19 protein-coding genes are annotated in these 22353 nt (G+C 66.4%); 7 read left to right on the forward strand and 12 right to left on the reverse strand.

Annotated elements, in window-relative coordinates:
• Nucleotides 1–38 precede the first annotated feature (38 nt).
• The 6 genes from BRAD285_RS34205 to ubiE form a co-directional block, all read right to left on the reverse strand.
• Nucleotides 39–1568 (reverse strand): bifunctional tRNA (adenosine(37)-N6)-threonylcarbamoyltransferase complex ATPase subunit type 1 TsaE/phosphotransferase, encoded by a 1530-nt coding sequence (locus tag BRAD285_RS34205; RefSeq protein WP_006613422.1) that lies wholly within the window; start codon nt 1566–1568, stop codon nt 39–41.
• Nucleotides 1565–4072, reverse strand: a complete 2508-nt coding sequence (locus BRAD285_RS34210; RefSeq protein ID WP_006613421.1) for a PAS domain-containing sensor histidine kinase — start codon at nt 4070–4072, stop codon at nt 1565–1567. The genes BRAD285_RS34205 and BRAD285_RS34210 overlap by 4 nt, the downstream gene beginning before the upstream one ends.
• A gap of 192 nt (nt 4073–4264) precedes the next feature.
• Nucleotides 4265–4723, reverse strand: a complete 459-nt coding sequence (gene dut / locus BRAD285_RS34215; protein WP_006613420.1) for a dUTP diphosphatase — start codon at nt 4721–4723, stop codon at nt 4265–4267.
• Nucleotides 4720–6147 (reverse strand): bifunctional phosphopantothenoylcysteine decarboxylase/phosphopantothenate--cysteine ligase CoaBC, encoded by a 1428-nt coding sequence (coaBC, locus tag BRAD285_RS34220; protein ID WP_006613419.1) that lies wholly within the window; start codon nt 6145–6147, stop codon nt 4720–4722. The genes dut and coaBC overlap by 4 nt, the downstream gene beginning before the upstream one ends.
• 271 nt (nt 6148–6418) lie before the next feature.
• On the reverse strand, nt 6419–7993 hold the full coding sequence (gene ubiB / locus BRAD285_RS34225) for a 2-polyprenylphenol 6-hydroxylase (protein WP_006608927.1): 1575 nt from the start codon (nt 7991–7993) through the stop codon (nt 6419–6421).
• Nucleotides 7990–8751, reverse strand: a complete 762-nt coding sequence (gene ubiE, locus BRAD285_RS34230; RefSeq protein ID WP_006608926.1) for a bifunctional demethylmenaquinone methyltransferase/2-methoxy-6-polyprenyl-1,4-benzoquinol methylase UbiE — start codon at nt 8749–8751, stop codon at nt 7990–7992. The genes ubiB and ubiE overlap by 4 nt, the downstream gene beginning before the upstream one ends.
• Nucleotides 8752–8856: 105 nt before the next feature.
• Between ubiE and mutM the strand changes: the two genes are divergently transcribed.
• Nucleotides 8857–9738: a bifunctional DNA-formamidopyrimidine glycosylase/DNA-(apurinic or apyrimidinic site) lyase gene (gene mutM / locus BRAD285_RS34235; protein ID WP_006608925.1), complete on the forward strand. Its 882-nt coding sequence runs from the start codon at nt 8857–8859 to the stop codon at nt 9736–9738.
• A 71-nt stretch (nt 9739–9809) separates the two neighbouring features.
• Nucleotides 9810–10298, forward strand: a complete 489-nt coding sequence (locus BRAD285_RS34240) for a Crp/Fnr family transcriptional regulator (protein ID WP_006608924.1) — start codon at nt 9810–9812, stop codon at nt 10296–10298.
• A gap of 239 nt (nt 10299–10537) precedes the next feature.
• Here the strand turns inward: BRAD285_RS34240 and BRAD285_RS34245 are convergent, their stop codons facing one another.
• From BRAD285_RS34245 to BRAD285_RS34255, 3 genes are all read right to left on the reverse strand, one after another.
• A complete protein-coding gene (locus tag BRAD285_RS34245; protein WP_006608923.1) occupies nt 10538–11284 on the reverse strand; it encodes a ParA family protein in 747 nt (248 codons plus the stop codon).
• A gap of 357 nt (nt 11285–11641) precedes the next feature.
• Nucleotides 11642–12445: a ParA family protein gene (locus tag BRAD285_RS34250; RefSeq protein WP_006608922.1), complete on the reverse strand. Its 804-nt coding sequence runs from the start codon at nt 12443–12445 to the stop codon at nt 11642–11644.
• Between the two features lie 420 nt (nt 12446–12865).
• Entirely contained in the window at nt 12866–14233 is a 1368-nt protein-coding gene (locus BRAD285_RS34255; protein WP_006608921.1) for a serine protease, read from the reverse strand.
• Nucleotides 14234–14373: 140 nt separating this feature from the next.
• Here BRAD285_RS34255 and BRAD285_RS34260 point away from each other — a divergent pair, with 140 nt between their 5' ends.
• Nucleotides 14374–15177: a molybdopterin-synthase adenylyltransferase MoeB gene (locus BRAD285_RS34260; protein ID WP_006608920.1), complete on the forward strand. Its 804-nt coding sequence runs from the start codon at nt 14374–14376 to the stop codon at nt 15175–15177.
• 244 nt (nt 15178–15421) lie between these two features.
• On the opposite strand, the gene BRAD285_RS34265 is transcribed toward BRAD285_RS34260, so the two are convergent.
• Both BRAD285_RS34265 and BRAD285_RS34270 read right to left on the reverse strand, forming a co-directional pair.
• Entirely contained in the window at nt 15422–16426 is a 1005-nt protein-coding gene (locus BRAD285_RS34265; protein WP_006608919.1) for an aldo/keto reductase, read from the reverse strand.
• A 198-nt stretch (nt 16427–16624) separates the two neighbouring features.
• Nucleotides 16625–17626 (reverse strand): D-glycerate dehydrogenase, encoded by a 1002-nt coding sequence (locus BRAD285_RS34270; RefSeq protein WP_006608918.1) that lies wholly within the window; start codon nt 17624–17626, stop codon nt 16625–16627.
• A gap of 384 nt (nt 17627–18010) precedes the next feature.
• On the opposite strand from BRAD285_RS34270, the gene BRAD285_RS34275 reads away from it, so the two are divergent.
• Complete coding sequence (locus BRAD285_RS34275; protein ID WP_371507741.1) at nt 18011–18520, forward strand: SH3 domain-containing protein; 510 nt, start codon at nt 18011–18013, stop codon at nt 18518–18520.
• A gap of 105 nt (nt 18521–18625) precedes the next feature.
• Here the strand turns inward: BRAD285_RS34275 and irrA are convergent, their stop codons facing one another.
• Nucleotides 18626–19099 (reverse strand): iron response transcriptional regulator IrrA, encoded by a 474-nt coding sequence (irrA, locus tag BRAD285_RS34280; RefSeq protein ID WP_035638612.1) that lies wholly within the window; start codon nt 19097–19099, stop codon nt 18626–18628.
• Nucleotides 19100–19516: 417 nt separating this feature from the next.
• Between irrA and fabA the strand changes: the two genes are divergently transcribed.
• From fabA to fabI, 3 genes are all read left to right on the forward strand, one after another.
• Nucleotides 19517–20038 (forward strand): 3-hydroxyacyl-[acyl-carrier-protein] dehydratase FabA, encoded by a 522-nt coding sequence (gene fabA, locus BRAD285_RS34285; RefSeq protein ID WP_006608915.1) that lies wholly within the window; start codon nt 19517–19519, stop codon nt 20036–20038.
• Nucleotides 20039–20114: 76 nt separating this feature from the next.
• Nucleotides 20115–21338: a beta-ketoacyl-ACP synthase I gene (gene fabB / locus BRAD285_RS34290; RefSeq protein WP_006608914.1), complete on the forward strand. Its 1224-nt coding sequence runs from the start codon at nt 20115–20117 to the stop codon at nt 21336–21338.
• A gap of 150 nt (nt 21339–21488) precedes the next feature.
• Nucleotides 21489–22289, forward strand: a complete 801-nt coding sequence (gene fabI / locus BRAD285_RS34295) for an enoyl-ACP reductase FabI (RefSeq protein ID WP_006608913.1) — start codon at nt 21489–21491, stop codon at nt 22287–22289.
• Nucleotides 22290–22353 lie beyond the last annotated feature (64 nt).

Genomic DNA, 22353 nt, shown 5'->3' on the forward strand with positions numbered 1-22353 from the left:
TGGCATTTCTCCCAGGGCACCGATCGTGCCGACATAACTCAAGACACGCCAGACGGTGGCGGAACATTGGCGGCGTACCAGTCGCGGAGCGGCTCCAGCGCCGGGTGTGCCAGTGAGCGGTGCAGATAGCCCCAAATGCGGGGCTGGTGTTTGAGGTAGTGCGGCTTGCCGTCGCGGCGGTTGAGGCGGGCGAAGGTGCCGAGCAGGCGGGTGTTGCGCTGCGCGGACATGATCGCGTAGTGCGCGCCGAACTCATCGGCGTCGAAGTCCGCGGCGGCTGTTTGACGTGCCGCGACGTAGCGTTCCCGCAGCGCCTGCTCGATATCTGCGGGGACATCGATGCGGGCGTCCTGAGCCAGCGACACCACGTCATAGGCAGGAGGGCCCATCACGGCGTCCTGGAAGTCGATCACGCCGACCCGCGCGATGCCCTCGCGCGTGGGCAGCCAGAGCAGGTTCGGCGAGTGATAGTCGCGGATCACCCAGGTCGGTTTCGCGGCGAGCGGCGGCTGCAGCAGGTCGCGCCACATCTCCAGGAATTCGGCGCGCAGCACCTGCGACGGCTCCACGCCGCGATCAGGCAGGTACCATTCGAGCATCAGGCCGATCTCGATCAGCATGGCGTCGACGTCGAAGGTCGGGACCTTGTAGGTGACTTGCGGGGCGAGCGGCAGCACTGAGGGCACGTCCTGCGCATGCAGCGCGGCGAGCAGGTCGGTCGCGGCCTCGTAGCGCTCCACGATCGGACACGGCGGCTCGCCTTCGATGACGCCCGCGCGCCCCAGGTCCTCGGTGACCAGGAATCCGTGGTCGAGATCGGCATCGTTGATCTTCGGCGCCGAGATGCCGCGGCCGCGCAGCGCGCCGGCCATCGCGACGAACGGGCGGACGTCCTCGGCAAGATGCACGGCGCCGCTATAGGGCTTGCCGTTGTAGATCGCCGGACCATCCGGCCGCTTCGGCGAGTTCATCAGGATATAGACGCGCTCACCCTTGTAGAGCCGCGCATAGGAACGGGTCGACGCATCGCCGGCCATGCGCTCGCGGCGCGATTTGCTGTGGCCGGCTTCGGTAAGGAATTCGCGCAGCGCCTTCAGACGCGCCACGATCGCCGCCGCCTTGCCGGTCCCGGTGAGCTCGATGCTCCGCGCGTTGTCGCCTTGCGCTGCATCGTGGCGCAATGCGATGTCGATGCGGTCCTGCGGCAGCGCATCGCCGGCGCGCTCGGGCCATTCGATCAGTACCACCGTCGCTTCGGGCAAGGGCGAGAGCCCGATCTCCTCCAGCTCGGAGGCATCGCTGATGCGGTAGAGATCGGCATGGACAAGGGGAAAGCTCGGCAGGTCGTAGCTCTGCGCCAGCGTGAAGGTCGGGCTCGGGACCTCCAGCTCGGCATCATCAGCGAGATAGCGGATCATCGCCCGCGCGGCCGCGGTTTTGCCGGCGCCGAGATCGCCCGTCAGCGTGATCAGCACGCCTGAGCCGATCAGCAGCGCGAGGTCGGCCATCAGGGCGGCGGTTGCGGTCTCGTCCGCCAGCGCGGTCGTGTATGTCTGCCGGTCCGTCATTCCGCGGCGTTGCGTTGGGCGATGTGGTCGGTCGGGAAATCGCAGGTGACCGTGGTGCCCTTTCCGACCACCGAATCCATCCGCACCTTGCCGCCATGCAGCTCGACGAAGGAGCGCACCAGCGACAGGCCGAGCCCGGCGCCACGATGGCGCGAGCCCTGCGAGCGGCTGACGAACCAGTCGAACATCTGGTCCTTGATATCGGCCGGAATACCGGGGCCCGAATCCGTGACCGCGAAGGCCACGCTGTGATCGGTGCGGCGGGCCGACACCACGACGGTCGAATCCTGCGGCGAGAAGCCGACGGCATTGGCGAGCAGATTGTACAGCACCTGTACGACGCGGCGCTCATCTCCGACGAAGCTGCCGACATCGGCCGCGACATCGACCGTGAGGCGGATGCGATCCGTGGCGAGGCGGTCCTGCACGCCCTCGGCCGCGGCCTCGATCGCCTTGGCGGCATCGACGGGGCCGAGCTCGAGCTTCATCGCGCCGGCATCGATGGTGGCGAGGTCGAGAATGTTGTTGGTCAGCGCCAGCAGCGCGTTGGTCGACTTGGTGACGTAGTCGAGATACTCGGCCTGCTTCGGCGTCAGCGGTCCGGTCGACGGGTCCGACAGGAAATGCGCGAAGCCGATGATTGTGGTCAGCGGGGCGCGCAGCTCGTAGGAGACGTGGTGGACGAAGTCGATCTTCATCTGGCCTGCGGCTTCGAGCGCCTCGTTGCTCTCGCGCAGGGCACGCTCGACATTCTCGGTGTCGGTGATGTCCTGGAAGGTCAGCATGGTCGCGCCGTCGGGCAGTGGACGGCTCATGCAGTCGAGCACGCTGCCGTCCTTGCGCTCGAGCTTGAGGGCCACGTCGAGCCGGTTCTCGATCGAGGTGATGGCTTCGCGAATGGTGCGCCAGGCGACGCCGTCGTCATAGAGCGAGCGGCACCAGGATTCGACGGTGTCGATGTGCGGATGCTCGCGCAATGAGTCCGGCGACAGCCGCCACATCTTGGCGAAGGCCGGGTTGAACAGCTCGACGCGGCCGTTCGAGCCGAACACCGCGACGCCCTCAGCGAGGCTGTCGAGGGTTTCGCGCTGAACGCGGATCAGGCCGTCATAGCGACGGGCGAGCGCAAAGCTCTCGGTGACGTCGTCGAACAGATAGGTGACGCCACCTTCCGGGTTCGGCGTGGTGACGACCGAGAGCGCGCGGCCGTCGGGCAGGAACCAGGTGTCCTTGGCCGCCTCGACCGCGCGATAGGCCTCGTGCAGCTTGGCCTTCCAGGCGCGGAAATCCGCCTGCTCCGGGAGCTTGCGCGAGGCGCGCAGGCGATCGAGCACGGAGGAATCATCCGGCTGGCTGTCGAGGAAGGCGGTGTCGAGATCCCAGAGCCGGCGATAGCTGTCGTTGTAGAAGGCGAGCCGGCGCTGGCCGTCGAATACGGCGACGCCCGACGACAGCTGGTCGAGCGTGCGGCGATGCGCCTCGTGCATCCGCACCAGCGCATCGGTCAATGCGGCCGCTTCGCTGGCGTCGATGGCGACACCGGCGCTGCCGCCGCCGAGCGTGAAGGCGCGGACGTCGTGCATGCGGCGTTCGCCGCCGGTCACGATCGGCAGCCGTCCCTCGAAATGGCCGCCGGCGCCGAGCGCGCGCTGCAGGTCGGTTCGATCAGCGGAATCGAGCAGCTCGAGATTGCGGCTGATCGCGTCGGGGATGTCACGCGCATCGGCGGCGCGGGCATAGGCGGCGTTGACGTAAGACAGCGCGCCATTGGCCTGCCGGGCCCAGATCGGCCAGGGCAGCGCGGAGGCGAGCGCGCGTAGCGACTCGGTCTCCTCGCCGAGCGCCTTGAAGCGCAGTTGCGTCTCGGCGAGCTCGCGGCGCAGGCCGGAGAGCTCGCGGATGCGCACGATGGCCTGGCCGCCTATGGCGCGGCCCATCGCCTCGATGGCGTGGCCATGCGAGGTGGTGAGATTGAGCATGAAGCCTTCGCCGGCCTCGCGCAGTGCCTCCACCGCGTGGTCGAGCTGCAGCGCCGGCTCCGGCGGCAGCCAGGTGCCGAAGGCGAGGATGCGCTGCGGCTGATCCGATGGCACCAGCATCGAGGTGTCGCCGGAGATCTGCGGGCGATGACCGCCGGCGGGCCAGGCGATCAGGATCTGCGGCTCGGCAAACAGCAGCGCGCGATAGCGATCAGCCTGCAATTGCAGCTCGGCGACGTCGGCGCGCAGCCGCGCTTCTTTCCGCGCAGCGGCAAGCCGCGTGCGGACCAGCGCGATGGCTGCGACGACGGAGAAGCCGAGCAGCGCGAGCATCGCCGTGACCTCGGCGACATCGGATCGGCTCAGCTCGAACAGCGTAGAAATCGCATCCGCCGGCACGCCATCGCCCGCGAGGACCGGTGTCGCCGGCGCAAGCGCAGTCGCAGCGAGACCCATCAGGCCTTTGCGCGCGAGTGACGTGCACGACAGCAGCGTCTGACGCATCACCACGATCACGCCCGACATATTTGCCCCAAACCGCACGAAAGTTCCGCGCGGCGCCGATCGGGTCGACCGCGCCGTCTCACGAATCAATCAACAATAACCGCTTCGGGACTCCAGCGGTAAGAGTCCAGACCGTGAACGGTGGTTGCACGGAATGAAAATGCGTTCATCGATGGGCATAGCCGAGTCGGAACTGTGGCGAAGTCCCGTAGTTCAACGGCCTGTCGAGCCGAAGCCGCCGCTGCCGCGCGCCGTCTTGGACAACGTCGTGACGATGCTGAGCTCGGCGCGTGCGACCGCTGCGATCACCATTTGCGCAATGCGCTCGCCGCGCTTGATCAGAAACGGTTCCTGGCCGTGGTTAATCAGCAGCACGCAGACCTCGCCGCGGTAGTCGGCGTCGATCGTGCCCGGCGAATTCAGCACGGTCACGCCGTGCCGGGCGGCGAGCCCGGAGCGCGGCCGCACCTGCGCCTCGAAGCCGTCGGGCAGCGCGAGCGACAATCCCGTCGGCACCATCGCGTGGCGGCCCGGCGCGAGCACGACAGGCGCATCGTCCGGCACCGCCGCGAGCAGATCCATGCCGGCCGCATGCGCGGTCTGATAGGCCGGCAGCGGCAGCCCCTCGCCATGCGGCAGGATCTGAATGTCGACGGCGATGGCCTGTGTCACGCTGATGGTCCTATCGTTCGGGCGATCTCGGCGACGAGGGCGGTGGCAACCTCGTCCTTGGTCATGATCGGCCACGACGCGACATGGACGCCGTCGGCATCCCTCGTCAAGAGATGCACGGTGTTGCGGTCGCCGCCCATCACGCCGGTCGCGGGCGAGACGTCGTTGGCGACGATCCAATCGCAGCCCTTGCGCGCGAATTTGGCTTTCGCGTTGTCGATCAGATGTTCCGTCTCGGCCGCGAAGCCGATCACGAGGCCGGGCCGCTTGTCCTTCAGCTTGGAGATGGTCGCGAGGATGTCGGGGTTCTCGACCAATTGCAGCGGCGGGATCGCCTTGTCCGTCTTCTTCAGCTTCTGGCCGCCTTCACTGGCGACGCGCCAGTCCGCCACGGCGGCGGCAAAGATCGCGACGTCGGCCGGCAGTTCGGCTTCGACCGCGTCGAGCATCTGCCGCGCGGACTCGACATGCGTGACCTTGACGCCCTTGGGATTGACCAGCTCGACGGGTCCGGCGATCAGGCGCACGTCGGCGCCGGCGGCTTGCGCCGCGGCGGCAATGGCAAAGCCCTGTTTGCCGGAGGAGCGGTTGGCAATGTAGCGGACGGGGTCGATCGGCTCATGCGTCGGTCCGGCGGTGATCAGCACGCGGCGGCCGGCGAGCGGCCGCGGCACCGGCGGCTTCAGCATCGCGACCACGGCCTCCGCAATCTCGGTCGGCTCGGCCATGCGGCCGACGCCCGCCTCGCCCTTCTCGGCCATCTCGCCGGCGTTCGGCCCGATCATGTGGATGCCGTCGCGCTGCAGGGTCGCGGCGTTGCGGCGGGTTGCGGGATTGCTCCACATCATCGGGTTCATTGCAGGTGCCAGCAGGATCGGTCGGCTCGCGGCGAGCAGGATGGCGCTGGCGAGGTCGTCGGCGGCGCCTTGCGCCATCTTGGACATCAGGTCGGCGGTCGCCGGCGCGACCACGATCAGATCGCAATCGCGTGCCAGCCGGATGTGGCCGACGTCGAACTCGCTGCGGGGATCGAACAGGTCGGTGAAGACGCGGTCACCCGACAGCGCAGAGGCAGCGAGCTCGGTGACGAACTGCGTCGCCGCCTTGGTCATGACGCAGCGGACCTGGATGTGGCGCTCTTTCAGCCGCCGGATCAGGTCGAGCGATTTATAGGCCGCGATGCCGCCGCCGATGATCAGGGTGACGCGCGCCTCGCGCGCGGCGCCGGGCTGCGGGACGAGCGGCTCGGGCAGGGGAGCGGGAGCAGGGGGCGCCGATGGCGGCTCGGACGGATCGACCGGCTCGATCAGCGCGCGCAGAATGACACGGACTTCCTCCTCGACGGACCGGCCGTTCTGCGCGGAGCGCAGGCGGAGATAGGTTTTCAGCGAGTCGTCGAGCTTGCGGATGGTCAGGCTAGCCATGACCGCCTCCCAGCATTGTCCCTGTGAAAGCAATGCTAGCAGAAAATGAATGCAGTGCAATCATTGGCAAAGCCTGCCGCCGGCCCCGGGGCGCGTTCCTTACCTCGCCCCGCTTGCGGGGAGAGGTCGGATCGCATCGCCAGATGCGATCCGGGTGAGGGGGACTTTCCGCACGGTCGGTGGGTGGGGCGGCCCCTCACCCCAACCCTCTCGCCGTGAAGGACGGGGAGAGGGAGCTGACCGGCGGGGAGAGAGCCCGGCTCTCAAATGATCACAGCCGCAGCACCGCGAACAGGATGCCGATGAACGTCAGCGCGATGACCCACAGGGCGATGGCGCGCCAGCGGCTCTTTTTGCCTTCGGTGCGGCCCATGGCGGCGATGGTTTCCGGCGACAGGCGCAGGCCGTCGCGGGTCATGGTCTCCAGGTTCTCCAGCACGGCGGCGGCGCGGGCGGCGAGCACGGGCAGGGTGGCCGTCAGGCGGGCCAGCTCGCCGATGCCGGTGACGGCGCCCTCGATGCGGCCAAGCGGGCCGAGATTGCGCTCGATCCATTCGCGCACCACGGGGTCGGCGACCTTCCAGATGTCGAGCTTGGGATCGAAGCCGCGCGCGACGCCCTCGACCACCACCATGGTCTTCTGCAGCAGGATCAACTCCGGCCGTGTCCGCATGTCGAACAGGCCAGTGACCTCGAGCAGCAAGGTCAACAGCTTGGCCATCGAGATCTCTTCGGCCGTGCGGTTGTGGATCGGCTCGCCGATGGCGCGGATGGCCTGCGCGAAATTCTCCACCGAATGATGCGGCGGCACGTAGCCGGCCTCGAAATGCACCTCGGCAACGCGGCGATAGTCGCGGGTGATGAAGCCGAGCAGGATCTCGGCGAGGAAGCGCCGCTCCTTCATGCCGAGCCGGCCCATGATGCCGAAATCGACCGCGACCAGACGTCCCTGCTTGTCGAGGAACAGGTTGCCCGGATGCATGTCGGCGTGGAAGAAGCCGTCGCGCAGCGCGTGGCGCAGAAAGCTCTGGATCACCTTGCGGCCGACATCCGGCAGATCGACATTGGCCTGCGCGAGGCGGACGTGGTCGTTCAGCGCGATGCCGTCGATCCACTCCATGGTGAGCACGGTGTTGGCGGTGCGGTCCCAATCGACGGTGGGGACGCGGAAGTCGGGATCGTCCTTGATGTTCTCGGCCATCTCGGACAGCGCGGCGGCCTCGAGCCGCAGATCCATCTCCATCGCGACCGAGCGCGACATCGTGTTGATGACCTCGACGAGGCGCAGGCGGCGTGCCTCGGACGAATGCGCTTCCGCCTTCTCGGCGACGAAGAAGAAGTCGGAGAGATCGCGCCGGAAGCGCGCCGAGACGTTTGGCCTGAGCACCTTCACCGCCACGGCGTGACGGACGCCATCGCGCTCGACCTCGCCGCGATGCACCTGCGCGATCGAGGCGGCCGCGACCGGCGGCCCGAGCGAGGTGTACAACTGGCTGATCGGCCGTTCGAGCGCGGTGGCGATGACCGCTTCGGCCTCGGCCTGCGGGAACGGAGGCAGCCGGTCCTGCAAGGATTCGAGATCGCGCGCCATCACGACGCCGACCACATCCGGCCGCGTCGCCAGGAACTGGCCGAGCTTGAGATAGGCCGGGCCCATTCGCTCGAGGGCCCGCGACAATCTCGGCCCGGATTTGGCGCCGGGGCGCTCGACCAGGCGCGCGAGCTTCAACGCGATCTGACCCGGCGGCGGCGCCAGGCTCGGATCCACGGCCCCGAACACGCCTTCGCGCGCGAACACCAGGGCGGCCCGGGCGAGCCGCGTAATATGAGTGAGTGCAGAGATCACAAACGCCAGCCGGAATGGAGCGCGACGATGCCGCCGGAGAGGGTCTGCCAGGACACACGCGAGAAACCGGCCGCCGAGATCATCTCGGCGAAGGCGTTGGGGCGCGGAAACTGGCGGATCGATTCGACGAGGTAGCGATAGGACTCGGCATCGCCGGTGACGGCGCGGCCGAGCTGCGGGATGACGTTGAACGAGAACAGGTCGTAGAGTTTGTCGAGCCCGGGTACCTCGACAGTCGAGAATTCCAGGCACAGGAAGCGGCCGCCGTGCTTGAGCACGCGATAGGCCTCCGCCAGCGCCAGCTCGATCTGCGGCACGTTGCGGATGCCGAAGGCGATGGTGTAGGCGTCGAAGGAGCGATCGGGGAAGGCGAGCTTCTCGGCATTGCCTTCGACGAAGGAGACCTTGTCGTCGAGATATTGCTTCACCGCGCGCTGGCGGCCGACTTCCAGCATGTCACTGTTGATGTCGCACACGGTGGCGTGGAATCCAGCGCCGGCCTTTCGAGCGGCGCGGAACGAGATGTCGCCGGTGCCGCCAGCGACGTCGAGCAGCGCAAAAGGCGCATCGCTCTTCGGCGGGTTCAGCGTGTTGATCATGATGTCCTTCCAGACGCGGTGCAGCCCGCCGGACATCAGGTCGTTCATCAGGTCATAGCGGGAGGCCACGCTGTGAAACACGTCGTTCACCAGCGTCTGCTTCTCGCCCAGAGGCACGTCCCTGAAGCCGAAATGAGTGGTCTGGTCCGTCTGATCCATCACCCTTACTCCGATACGGCACCATAGCGCCGGTGCGGCCAAGGCGCTATCACGTCGGCCGGACAAGGTGAATGGTCGTGGACGCAAAAGGTGAAATGAACAGACATGCCTGAGCTGCCCGAAGTCGAGACCGTCCGGCGCGGGCTGCAGCCGGTCATGGAAGGGGCCAAGATCGTCACCGCCGAGGCCCGGCGCGGGGACCTGCGGTTTCCGTTTCAGCCCGATTTTGTGAAGCGCTTGCAGGGCCAGACCGTCAAGGGGCTCGGCCGGCGCGCCAAATATCTGTTGGCCGATCTCGGCTCCGGCGACGTGCTGCTGATGCATTTGGGCATGTCCGGCTCGTTCCGGGTGGTGAAGCCGGAGCATGAGGAGACGCCGGGCGAGTTTCACTATCCGCGCGGCAAGGACAGCGTGCACGACCATGTCGTGTTTCACATGTCCTCCGGCGCCGACATCGTCTTCAACGATCCGCGCCGCTTCGGCTTCATGAAGATCATCGGCCGCGGCGAGATCGAGAGCGAGCCGCATCTCAAGGATCTCGGGCCGGAGCCGCTCGGCAACGAATTCGACGCCGCGATGCTGGCGCGCGCCTGCGCGGGCAAGAAGACCAGCCTGAAGGCGGCGCTGCTCGACCAGCGCGTCGTCGCAGGGCTCGGCAATATCTATGTCTGCGAAGCGCTGTTCCGTTCGCATCTGTCGCCGCGCCGTCTGGCCGCGACACTGGCGACCAAGAAGGGCGAGCCGACCGATCACGCCAAGCGGCTGGTCGAGGCGATCCACGCCGTGCTCAACGAAGCGATCCGCGCCGGCGGCTCGTCGCTGCGCGACCATCGCCAGACCACCGGCGAGCTCGGCTATTTCCAGCATTCGTTCCAGGTCTACGACCGCGAGGGCGAGCCGTGCCGAACCGACGGCTGCGAGGGCGTGGTGAAGCGGTTCGTGCAGAATGGACGTTCGACGTTCTGGTGCCCGAAGTGTCAGCGCTGAGGTGACGGCTGGAACGCGCGCCGGGCCTGCGGTCTGCTTGTAGGGGTCGGTTGCGGGCGTATACTCCTGACATGGCTGTCAGCTCGCCCGACCTGAAGGCATTCCTGCTCGCCACGCCGTTTTTCGGCGGCCTGTCGGACGCGAGCCTGGAGCGGCTCGTGTCCATGCTCGTCGAGCGTCGCTTCGAGGCCGGCGCCAGCATCGTCGCCGAGGACGAGCCGGGACGTTCGATGTTCGTGGTCCACAGCGGCACGCTGGAGGTCAGCGAGCGCCTACCGACGGGCGGGGCGATCCACATGTCGAATCTCGAGCCCGGCGATTTCTTCGGCGAGATGACGATGCTTGAGATGCAGAACAGGTCGGCGACGGTGGTCGCGCAGACTTCAACGGTCTTGTACGAGCTGACGGCGCGCGAGCTCTACGGGTTCTACAAGGCCGACATCCAGGCCTATGTGCTGGTGATGCAGAACATCAATCGCGAGCTGTGCCGCCGCCTGCGTCGCGCCGACGCGCGCATCAAGACGCTGGAGATGCGGGAGGGTGGAGCGCGGCCGGAGTAGATGGCCAAGGTGGTCAAGGCATCACATCGTTCTGAGATGCACTGCTCCGAGCGCGACGCGCGGAGTTGCTAATCCGTTGCTCGTCATGCCCGGGCTTGTCCCGGGCATCCACGTGGTTCTCAGTATGACGCGCGACGTGGATGGCCGGGACAAGCCCGGCCATGACGATGCGCAGACAGAGCGGCTCAAAAATCCGATCGTCAGATCCGATGCGCCTGACTGAGCGGGACGCCGGCTCGTTAGAGGCAGGCGTCCCAGAACAGATTTGCTTCGCTCGACGGCGTTGCTGGTGCGCTGAGATTCGTTGTGCGCGATTCTGCAAAAGCGGCCCGCGCCGACCGGCCGCAGCCGTCCTCGCTGAGCTGCGCCTCGACCCATTGCCATAGCAGCCGCATTTCATGGGCCGACTTCCCTGCGGAATGGAATTCGGTCACGCCCAATCCGGCAGCCAGCGCGTCCTGGTGATCGATGCGCAGCGTGATCAACGGCCTGGCGACGACGTCGGCGAGATCACGGTCGGCCTGCGCCAACGCGCTAGCCGCCTCGGCGCCACGTTGCCCGCGATGCGGCGCCTGGTTGAGCACGAAAGCAAACCGCCCGCCGCTACTCCTGATGATTTTCACCGTCGGCTGTGACGCCACGATGTCTGCGACGCAAGGGCGCGCCGGCACCAGGCAAAGGTCGGCATGCTCGATCGCGGCACGCGTCAGCGCGTTGATGCCGCTCGAGGTATCGATGACAGCGAGCGTGACGCCGCCGCGCGCCAACGCATCGATGCGGCGGCCGAGATCCAGGGGCTGATGAACCGGTTCGACGAAGGGTTCGGCGAGTCCGCGACGGCTCTGCCAGTAGGACAAAGTGCCCTGCGGATCAGTCTCGAGTACGCGTACGCTCTCTCCGGCCTGCTGAGCGGCGACGGCAAGACCCATCGCCAGCGTGCTCTTGCCGCTGCCGCCCTTCTGAGTGGCCAAGACGATCGTGCGCATCCTGCATTCCCTTGCGCGTCCGCAAAAGCCGTCTGCAGACCACCGCAACGGAAGCACCGTTCGAACGGTTGGCAGCCCTTGGTGCCGAGCGCTCACTTTGAGCGGATCGACCCGAATGCGTGTCTCGAATCGCAAGCTTTTACGTCCCGGCCGAACTATGACACTCGTGTGACGGTTGTAAATGTCGGATGACGGGCGTAGCGCGCAAAGTTGGTAGTTGTGTCGACGGGGCTGTATCGATCCGCGGCGCTTGTCGACGCGGAGGTGAAATGCAAACGGCCGCTCGTTGTGCGAGCGGCCGGCTTCGACAGCAAATGATTCGCGTGAGCTCGAGTCAGGCGGAGCCTGGCAGCGGGACTACAGCCCTGCCTTCCAATTGATGCCGTTGTCGGCCCAGGTCGGGTAAGCGCGCGTCACCGGCAGCTTCGGCTCCTCCGGCTGCGGCGTCAGCATGATCGGGAATTCGACCTCGACGTGCTCGCTCGCGTCCTTCAGCTCGCCGGCCTCGTGCATGACGTGGTCGCCGGCAAGCTTGCCCGCGGTCCAGCGCCACAGGCTCTTGATCTCCTGCGCCGACTTGCCGTCGCCGTCGAACTCGGTGACGCCGAGACCGGCGGCGAGCGCGTCCTGGTGGTCGTTGCGCATCATGATGAAGGGCTGCGCCAGTACCTCGGCGATGTCGCGCGGCGCGTCGGCATCCAGCGCCGTGGTCGCGTCGGTGATGCGGTGGCCGCCGCGGATGGGGGCCTGGTTGAGCACGAAGGCGAAGGGCTTGCGCCAGGCCCTGACGACGCTGAGCGTCGGTGCCGTCGCTTCGATGTCGGCGACGCTCGGCCGCGCCGGGATCAGGCACAGATCGCAATAGCGGATCGCGGCAGTGCTGGATGCCGTGATGCCAGCCCCGGTGTCGATGATGCAGACGGTGACGCCGTCGCGCGCCAGCGTCGCCAGGCGCGGCTCGATCATCTTGGCGTCGTAAACGGCTTCGACGATCGGCTCTTGCGCGGCGCGGCGCGCCTGCCATTTCGTCAGCGTGCCCTGGCGGTCGGTTTCGATCACGCGCACCTTGTGGCCGGCCTGCTGGGCCGCCACGGCGAGACCAATCGCGAGCGTGCTCTTGCCGCTGCCGCCCTTCTGCGTGGCCAAAACGATCGTGTACATCGGGAGACAGTCCTTCGGATGTTGACGGAACTAATGAGAACGCCAAAGCTGAGGTGCATCGCGGTCGCGATACGGAGCTATTCTCGCTCAGGACAGTCCCGGCCCGATCCTGCTCACATGGAGGGATCGCGGTGGTCCGAATCAGCACGCCGACAAAACTGTTCGAACTATCTCATGCACGGCCCGTGCTTGCACAGACCGTTTGACTACGGCGGGAGCCGTTCCGAGTTGATAGCAAGGTGCTAGGAAGCGAGCCGCGAACGAGCGTTCGGCATCGTCGGGCATCGTCACACGCAGTCGCGATGCTGCACCTGAGATCCCCGTCGGCCGCCGTTGGGCCCTTAATTTTTTCTAAAAGGACATGCTTAATTTTGCGTAAGCACCCGCCGCGCTGCAGTGCGCGGCGAGACCTCCGCAGCGCTATTTGCGCACGCAGATCACGCGCACGGTGGCGGCCTTGACATCGAGCGACGTGCCGTCCGGCTTGACGCCTTGCGCCGAGAGGAAGCCACGGACCGCATCGGCGCTCACCATCACCACCTGTGTGGATGGAACGAGCCCCGTGCCGGCGAGCACGCCCGGCTTGAGCAGCGTGACGCCGGCGAACTTGCCGTCGCCGTCGAGCGCGGCCGCGCCGGAGAAACCGAGGCCGGGCGCCGGCGCGAGCGACACGTCGCCTGGGCCGCTGCCCGCAAGCTGCGCCCTGACGGTGCTGATCGCCGCGCCGCCGCCCTGGCTCTGCGGGTCGGCGATACCGACGATGTCGACCGATGATTTTGCATTGCCGCCCGACAGCGCCAGCGGCTTCAGGCCGCGCGCGCCGTAGATGCGCAGCAACGCCAGCCCGTGCTCCTTGTCCTCGGCAATACGCTCGGCATGGCCGAAGCCGGGAGCGGTGATGGCCACGCAGGCATCGGTCACCTCGCGGTCGGCGATCACGGCGCCGTCCTGGCTGACGACGATGCCGGTGCCGTAGTCGACGCTCCGCCGCGGTGCCGGCTGGGCAGCCAGGGATGCTGCCGGGAATGCGGTGAAGGCGCTGGACATCGCGATCACGACCGCCTCGACGGTGTTCTCCGTGGCCTGGTCGTACAGGATCGTGAGGATGCGCACCTCGTCGCCCTTGAAAGTGCCGCGGATATAAAACTTCTTCAGGTTCTGCAGGCCCGACAGCACGAAGAAGTCGGGCTTCACCACGGTGTAGTCGACGGTCCGGCCCGGCTCCTTCTTCTCGCGGTCGGCCAACGCCGCGGTGGTCGGGTTAGCCTCCTTGCGGCGCGACAGCACGACCTGCACGGTGCCCGTGGGCGAGGTCCATTTCGAGCCGTTGGCGTCAGTGGTCTGCTGCGGCACCAGTCTGGTCGGAACGCCTAGGCGCGCGCCGCTGGTCGGCTCGGTCACGAGCTTCCACCCGACGCTCTCCTGCTTGCGCCGCGCAGTGTCGGCAAGCCCGGCGCGCTCCTGCGGATTGAGCACGCCGGTCGGCTTGCCGCCCTTGAGCTTCTGGTACTCCTTGATCGCATTGACCATGCGCTCGCTGACGTCGCCGGTGATGGCGCCATTGTACTGGCCGACCCAGGCAAGGTCGGATTGCAGCGACAGCCGTTCGGCCTGGCTCATCCCATTGGCGGTGTCGGCCGGCGCCTGCACGGCGGGCCGCACGGCCTGGGTGGCGACCGGCTTGGGCTTGGCGCCGGGCAACACGCCCTGTGCCGGCGGCGTCTGCGCCTCCGCCGACGCGCACGCGGCGATCGCGCAGATGAAGGTTGCCGTGGCCAGCCGTCTCATGACAAATCCCGCTGCTCTTGCCGCTGCCGTAAATAAGCACATCTGCTTGGTCGGTCACAATCCGGCGAGGGTTCAGTGGGGAGATGTCCCGTCTCCATCGTCGCCCACAGCGAATTGGTAGCGGAAGGACGTTTGTAACGATGCTGAGCGACGAGGAAGTGGAGCGCTACGCGCGTCACATCGTGCTGCGTGACGTCGGTGGTCCCGGCCAGGCAGCGCTGAAGCGTGCAAAGGTGCTGGTGATCGGCGCGGGCGGGCTCGGCGCCCCGGCGCTGATGTATCTGGCCGGTGCCGGCGTTGGCACGATCGGCGTGGTCGATGATGACGTGGTATCGCTGTCCAACCTGCAGCGCCAGGTCATCCATGCGACGCCGGATATCGGCAGGCCGAAGGTCGACAGCGCGGCCGAGCGCATCAACGCGCTCAACCCCCATGTCGATGTCGTGACGCACCGGACCTGGCTCAATGCCGACAATGCGCTCGACCTGATCGGCCGTTATGATCTCGTGCTCGACGGCTCCGACAATTTCGACACCCGCTATCTCGCCTCCGATGCGTGCTTCCTTGCGGGCAAGCCGCTGATATCGGGCGCGCTCGGCACCTTCGATGCGTCGCTGACGACGATCCGCGCGCATGAGCGCAATGACAGAGGCGAGTTCAATCCGACCTATCGCTGCCTGTTCCCCGAGCCGCCGCCGCCCGGCACGGTGCCGGCCTGCGCCGAAGCCGGCGTGATGGGCGCGCTCGCGGGCATGCTCGGCTCGATGATGGCGCTGGAGGCGATCCGCGAGATCGTCGGTTTCGGCGAGGGATTGGTGGGGCGGCTGATGATGCTGGATGCCCGCACCATGCGGTTCGAGACGTTGCGCTATGGACGCGATCCGGCCAACCCGCTGAATGGCGATGGACCAGTGATTGCGGATCTGAGCGCGCATCGGAAGTGAGATCGCAAATCGGCCTCACATATTCGGCTTTGGCCATGAGTTGGAGGTTCGCGCCTCAACCTCCGCCGTCATCCCGGACAAGCCTGCCGACGCAACGCGGCGGTAGGCGCCGATCCGGGATCCATACGCCGCAGCGCTTGTTTTAGGCAAAAAGCCAATGACCAGCGTGCCTCAAACTGCACCCTGGGCGTATGGGTCCCGGCTCGAGGCCGGGACGACACCGAGGGTGTTGCGCGAGCGTGGCTCACTCCTGCTTTCCGCGCTCGCTGTCCATGTGCACCAGTTGCGCCTCCGGATAGCGCTCGCCCGCTGCGACGCCGGGCGGAAACGCCTTGTCCAGCGCGGAAAGCTGCACCTCGGTGAGCTTCACGCAGAGCGCGCCAAGCGCTTCGTCGAGGCGGTCGCGACGGCGGGCGCCGACCAGCGGGACGATGTCGTTGCCTTGCGCGGCCACCCAAGCGATCGCAACCTGAGCCGGCGTTGCGCCGACCTGATCGGCTATGCTGCGCAGCGTCTCGACGAGATTGAGATTGCGATCGAGATTCTCGCCCTGGAAGCGCGGTGAATGACCGCGGAAGTCGGTCGCGCCGCCGCGGTCCTTCGACCAGTGGCCGCTGATCAGCCCGCGTGACAGCACGCCATAGGCGGTGATGCCGATGCCGAGCTCGCGGCACGTCTTCAGAATGTCGCTCTCGATGCCGCGCGAGATCAGCGAATATTCGATCTGCAGATCCGAGATCGGATGCACCTTGTGCGCCCGGCGGATCGTCTCGGAGCCGACCTCCGACAGGCCGATATGCTTGATGTAGCCGGCCTGCTTCAGCTCGGCCATGGCCCCGATCGTGTCCTCGATCGGTACGTTCGGATCGAGCCGCGCCGGGCGGTAGATGTCGATGGCATCGACGCCGAGCCGCTGCAGCGAATAGGACAGGAAGGTGCGCACCGCCTCCGGCCGGCCGTCATAGCCGAGCCAGCTCTTGTCGGGGCCGCGCAGCGCGCCGAACTTCACCGAGATCTGCACGTCGCGGGGGCCGACTGACGCCAGCGCCTCGCGGATCAGCATCTCGTTGTGACCCATGCCGTAGAAGTCGCCGGTATCGAGCAACGTCACGCCGGCATCGAGCGCGGCATGAATGGTAGCGATGCTCTCGGACCGGTCATTGGGGCCATAGAAGTCCGACATGCCCATGCAGCCCAGGCCGAGGGCCGAGACCGTGGGGCCGGTGGTGCCGAGTTGGCGGGTTTCCATGATCATCTCCCTGCGTCGGAACGGCCAATCGGCCGCTTCTTCAACGCAGGAATCGCATCCTGGCTTCAATCGTTCTCACGGTCCCCGCCGTGGAACCGCGGCCTAGCGATGAGATCACGATGAAGCGTCATCGCGGTTTACGCTTCTGTGTGCGCACGATCTTTCGGAAAACCGCTGCGCACTTTTCCGGATCATGCTTCAGAGCATGCTCGGCAGCACGCGGTCCGGCGGACGGTGGTTGTCGAGGAAGGTCTTGATGTTGATGATGACCTTCTCGCCCATCTCGACGCGGCCCTCGATGGTGGCCGAGCCCATATGCGGCAGCAGCGTCACCTTGCCGGCCTTGGCGAGCCGCACCAGGCGAGGATTGACGGCGGGCTCGTGCTCGAACACGTCGAGCCCGGCGCCGGCGATGTCGCCGGCTTCGACCAGCCGCGTCAACGTCTCCTCGTCGATCACCTCGCCGCGCGCGGTGTTGACGATGTAGGCATCCTTGCGGATCAGTTTGAGCCGGCGCGCCGACAGAAGATGGAACGTCGCCGGGGTGTGCGGACAGTTCACCGAGATGATGTCCATGCGCGCCAGCATCTGGTCGAGGCTCTCCCAATAGGTCGCGCCGAGTTCGTCGGCGATCACGGGGGCGACCGGGCGGCGGTTGTGATAATGGATCTGCAGGCCGAACGCGCGGGCGCGGCGCGCCACCGCCTGGCCGATCCGGCCCATGCCGATGATGCCGAGCCTTTTTCCTCCGATGCGGTGGCCGAGCATCCAGGTCGGCGACCAGCCCGCCCAGTTCTTGCCCTCGGTGAGCACCGATGCGCCCTCGATCAGACGTCGGGGCACGGCGAGGATCAGCGCCATGGTCATGTCGGCGGTGTCCTCGGTGAGCACCTTCGGCGTGTTGGTGACGGTGATGCCGCGCGCCACGGCCGCGGCCACGTCGATGTTGTCGACGCCGTTGCCGAAGTTCGCGATCATGCGCAGCTTGCAGTCGGGCTGATTGAGGATGTCGGCCGAGATGTGGTCGGTGACGGTCGGAACCAGCACCTCGGCGGTGCGCACGGCGTCGGCGAGCTGCTCCTGGCTCATCGGCTCGTCGTCGAGATTGAGCCGCGCGTCAAACAGCTCGCGCATGCGCGTCTCGACCGAGTCCGGCAGCTTGCGTGTCACCACGACGAGGGGCTTTTTCCTACCTGACATGTGCTGCTCTCATGAGATCCTTCAGACCTCATTAACCGGGTTCGCCGAAACTACCGTCGTCGTCTGAGAGCGGCGTTTCCCTGGACTGGCGTGTCGGATCTCGTGGCGTAGCCGATCCGTCCCTGACAGGGTTTCGCGAGCGATTCTCAGGCGCTTCCTGGCCGCTTGTGTTCGGTCCTGTCTAGCAGAAGGCCGGGCCAAGACAAGAAGCCAACGGCGGGGCCAGGACCTGCGCTGCGGCAAGCCCTCTCTGTGCACGAAGGGGGGCAGCCCGGCGGTTCGATGGGGATCGGGCGAAGGGGGCGCGCGCGGCGAAGGCGGCGTTCCCTGACGAGGGAGAGTGAGTTGAGTTCAAGCGTGTTGGGACGTCTCGGTGCAGTCGCAATTGTCGTCGCGGTTTTCTGCGTCAGCCTGCTCCACGGTTCGGTCAGCACCGGTGCCGTGGCCAAGGATTCGGTTCTGCCCGCCAGCGGCCTGCCGGTGCCGCGCTATGTCAGCCTGAAATCGGATCATGTGAACGTCCGCGCCGGTCCGACCAAGGACAACGACGTGGCCTGGGTCTACACGCGCTCGGGCCTGCCGGTGGAGATCACCGCCGAATATGAGAATTGGCGCCGCGTGCGCGACTCCGAGGGGTCCGAAGGCTGGGTCTATCACTCGCTGCTGTCGGGGCGCCGCACCGCGGTCGTCACGATGAAGAACAAGGACGATCTCGCGCCGATCTATGAGAGCGCCGATACGACCAGCGCGGTCACGGCGCGGCTGCAGGCCGGCGTCGTCGCGCAGGTGAAGAAGTGCGGCAATGGCTGGTGCCGCGTGCTCGGCAACGGCTTCGAGGGCTGGATCCAGCAGCAGCGGCTGTGGGGCGTCTATGCCGACGAGCAGGTGAACTGACGTGATCGACGGTCGGCATCGCCGGTCGTTGTTCCGACGCTCAGCTGACACAAAAATGCCCGCGGCTGACGCGGGCATTGGCTTGTTCAGAGGCTGCGTTAACGTTCAGCGCTTCTTGCGCAGCCGGACCACCATGTCGATCCGGGCGATCTCGTAGCCCTCCGGCGCCTCCGGCAGCTTCGACAGCGCCAGATGCTGGTCCGGAATGTCCACCAGCTCGTGATTGTTCTCGAGATAGAAGTGGTGGTGCGCGGTGACGTTGGTATCGAAATAGGTCTTGGTGCCGTCGACGCTGACCTGGCGCAGCAGGCCGGCATCGGTGAGCTGGTTCAACGTATTGTAGACGGTAGCGAGCGACACGGGAACCTTGGCCAGCGTCGCTTCCTCGTACAGCATTTCCGCCGTCAGGTGGCGCGCGCCCTTGCCGAACAGCAGCCAGCCCAGCGCCATGCGCTGGCGCGTCGGACGCAGGCCCGCCGTCTGCAGCATTTCGTTGACGTCGTGCCACGGACAGCCATTGAGCGCAGGCTGCCGACCCGTTCCCAGTCCATCCGGACCGGCCCGATCGTGACCACTCATCGAAGCGTTGTTGCTGGCGTCCACGTCATGCACCGAAAAATTCACATCGACCAGTTTGGATATAGGAAGAAACCTGCTCAGATGCAAGCTTATCGCAACTACCCTATCTAGAACGACCCTAAACTGCATCTGCTGCCCGGGGCGGTTGCGCGCCCGGGGCCCGCGTCGATTTAGCTGGATACGCGCATTGACGCCGCAATCCCCTATGTTAGAGAGCGCGCGGACCCGATTTGACCTGCCATGGCGGGCGCAGCTGGCCGCGATGGCCGTCTGTGCCGTTCCAACTGCCTGGTTTGGGGCGCTGGCCAGTCGACGGTATGGCCGGACGGCGAAGCGGCGCATCAAGGGGTCGACGCGCGAAGGGGCATGTCGCGCGCCATATTTTCCACTGGGGACGTTGAGAAGGGCTCATCAAGCATGCTGGATCGACGCGGCAGTTATGAATACGAGGACCTGCTGGCCTGCGGCCGCGGCGAGCTGTTCGGTCCCGGCAATGCGCAGCTGCCGCTGCCGCCGATGCTGATGTTCGATCGCATCGTCGAGATCTCGGAGACCGGTGGCGAGTTCGGCAAAGGCGTCGTGCGCGCCGAGCTCGACGTGAAGCCGGACCTCTGGTTCTTCGGCTGCCATTTCAAGAACGATCCGGTGATGCCGGGCTGCCTCGGCTTGGACGCGATGTGGCAGATGGTCGGCTTCTTCCTCGGCTGGACCGGTGGCGCAGGACGCGGCCGCGCGCTCGGTCTCGGCGACCTCAAATTCTCCGGCCAGGTTCTGCCGACCGCCAGCAAGGTTGTGTACAACGTCGACATCAAGCGCGTGATGCGCTCGAAGCTCGTGCTCGGTATTGCCGACGGGTGGCTTTCGATGGACGGCGACATTATCTATCGCGCCAAGGATCTGAAGGTCGGTCTGTTCAAGCAGGACGCCGCGCCGTCTTGAACCGGCGGACTGCGATCATCGACAGTGCAGCAGGCATGACTGCAACAAAACACACGAGCAAGGCGAGGCGGACATCATGAGGCGGGTCGTCATCACGGGCATGGGCATCGTCTCGTCGATCGGCAACAACACCCAGGAGGTGCTTGCGAGCCTGTACGAGGCGAAGTCCGGCATCTCCCGTGCTGAGAAATATGCCGAGCTTGGTTTTCGTTCGCAGGTGCAAGGTGCGCCGACGCTGAATCCGGCCGAGGTGGTCGACCGCCGCGCGATGCGCTTTCTCGGCGAGGGCGCGGCGTGGAATCACGTCGCGATGGAGCAGGCGATCCTCGACTCCGGCCTGGAGCCATCCGACGTTTCCAACATCCGCACCGGCATCATCATGGGCTCGGGCGGACCGTCGACGCGCACGCTGGTCGAAGCCGCCGACATCACCCGCACCAAGGGCCCCAAGCGGGTCGGACCTTTCGCGGTGCCGAAGGCGATGTCGTCGACGGCGTCTGCGACGCTCGCGACCTGGTTCAAGATCAAGGGCGTGAACTACTCGATCTCCTCCGCCTGCGCGACCTCGAACCATTGCATCGGCAATGCCTATGAGATGATCCAGTACGGCAAGCAGGACGTGATGTTCGCCGGCGGCTGCGAGGAGCTCGACTGGTCGCTGTCGGTGCTGTTCGACGCGATGGGCGCGATGTCGTCGAAGCACAACGACACGCCTGCGACCGCCTCGCGCCCCTACGATGTGAGCCGCGACGGCTTCGTGATCGCCGGCGGCGCCGGCGTTCTCGTGCTGGAGGAGCTCGAGCGCGCCAAGGCGCGCGGCGCCAAGATCTACGGCGAGATCGTCGGCTATGGCGCGACCTCCGACGGCTACGACATGGTCGCGCCGTCCGGCGAGGGCGCCGAGCGCTGCATGCAGATGGCGCTGTCGACGGTGAAGACCAAGATCGACTACATCAATCCGCACGCCACCTCGACGCCGGCCGGCGATCCGCCTGAGATGGAGGCGATCCGCAAGGTGTTCGGCGTCGGCGAGAAGTGCCCGCCGATCGCGGCGACCAAGGCCCTGACCGGCCACTCGCTCGGCGCCACCGGCGTCCAGGAGGCGATCTACTCGCTGCTGATGATGAAGAACGGCTTCATCTGCGAGAGCGCCAACATCACCGAGCTCGATCCGGTGTTCGCCGACATGCCGATCGTGCGCAAGCGCATCGACAATGCCAAGCTCGGCACCGTCTTGTCGAATTCGTTCGGCTTCGGCGGCACCAACGCGACGCTGGTGTTCAAGCAGCTCGACGCCTAAGGTTTCGAACAGGATCGTTCCAATCGGCATCATGGCCGGGCAACAGCGCGAAGCAATGTCTTCGCACCGATGTCCGGCCATTTGCGTCTGTGACGGGCGGTCGTTTCAAGCTGCCAGGGCGCGTGCCCGGCATGACGAAGGAGAGACATCATGCAGGGTCTGATGGCAGGCAAGCGCGGTCTGGTCATGGGCATCGCCAATGACCATTCGATCGCCTGGGGCATCGCCAAGACGCTGGCCGCGCACGGCGCGGAGATGGCCTTCACCTATCAGGGCGATGCGCTCGGCAAGCGCGTGCGTCCGCTGGCTGACGAGCTCGGCGTCAAGCATGTGCTGCCTTGCGACGTCGAAGACATCGCCAGCGTCGACGGCGTCTTCACGAGCTTGCGGGACGCCTGGGGCGGGCTCGACTTCATCGTCCACGCCGTCGCCTTCTCCGACAAGAATGAGCTCAAGGGCCGCTACGCCGACACCTCGCGCGAGAACTTCTCGCGCACGATGCTGATCTCCTGCTTCTCTTTCACGGAGATTGCCAAGCGCGCTGCCGAGCTGATGCCGGAGAGCGGCGGCAGCATGATCACGCTGACCTTCGACGGCTCCAACCGCGTGATGCCCAACTACAATGTGATGGGCGTCGCGAAGGCCGCGCTCGAAGCCTCGGTGCGCTACCTCGCCGCCGATTACGGCCGCCGCAGCATCCGCGTGAACGCGATCTCCGCAGGCCCCGTGCGGACGCTGGCCGGCTCCGGCATCGGCGATGCCCGCTTCATGTTCGCGTTCCAGCAGAAGCACTCGCCGCTCGGCCGCGGCGTGACCTTGGAGGAGCTCGGCGGCTCCGCGCTGTATCTGCTGTCGGAGCTCTCCGGTGGTGTCACTGGCGAGATCCACTACGTCGACTCCGGCTACAACGTCATCTCGATGCCGCGCCCCGAGGATCTCAAGGCGGAATAGTCGCCGTCCGGTCCACAGCGGGCGTCTGATCGGCGGGTGCGGCCGCCGATTGCTGCGATGCGCC

The organism is Bradyrhizobium sp. ORS 285, from assembly GCF_900176205.1.
Lineage (GTDB): Bacteria > Pseudomonadota > Alphaproteobacteria > Rhizobiales > Xanthobacteraceae > Bradyrhizobium.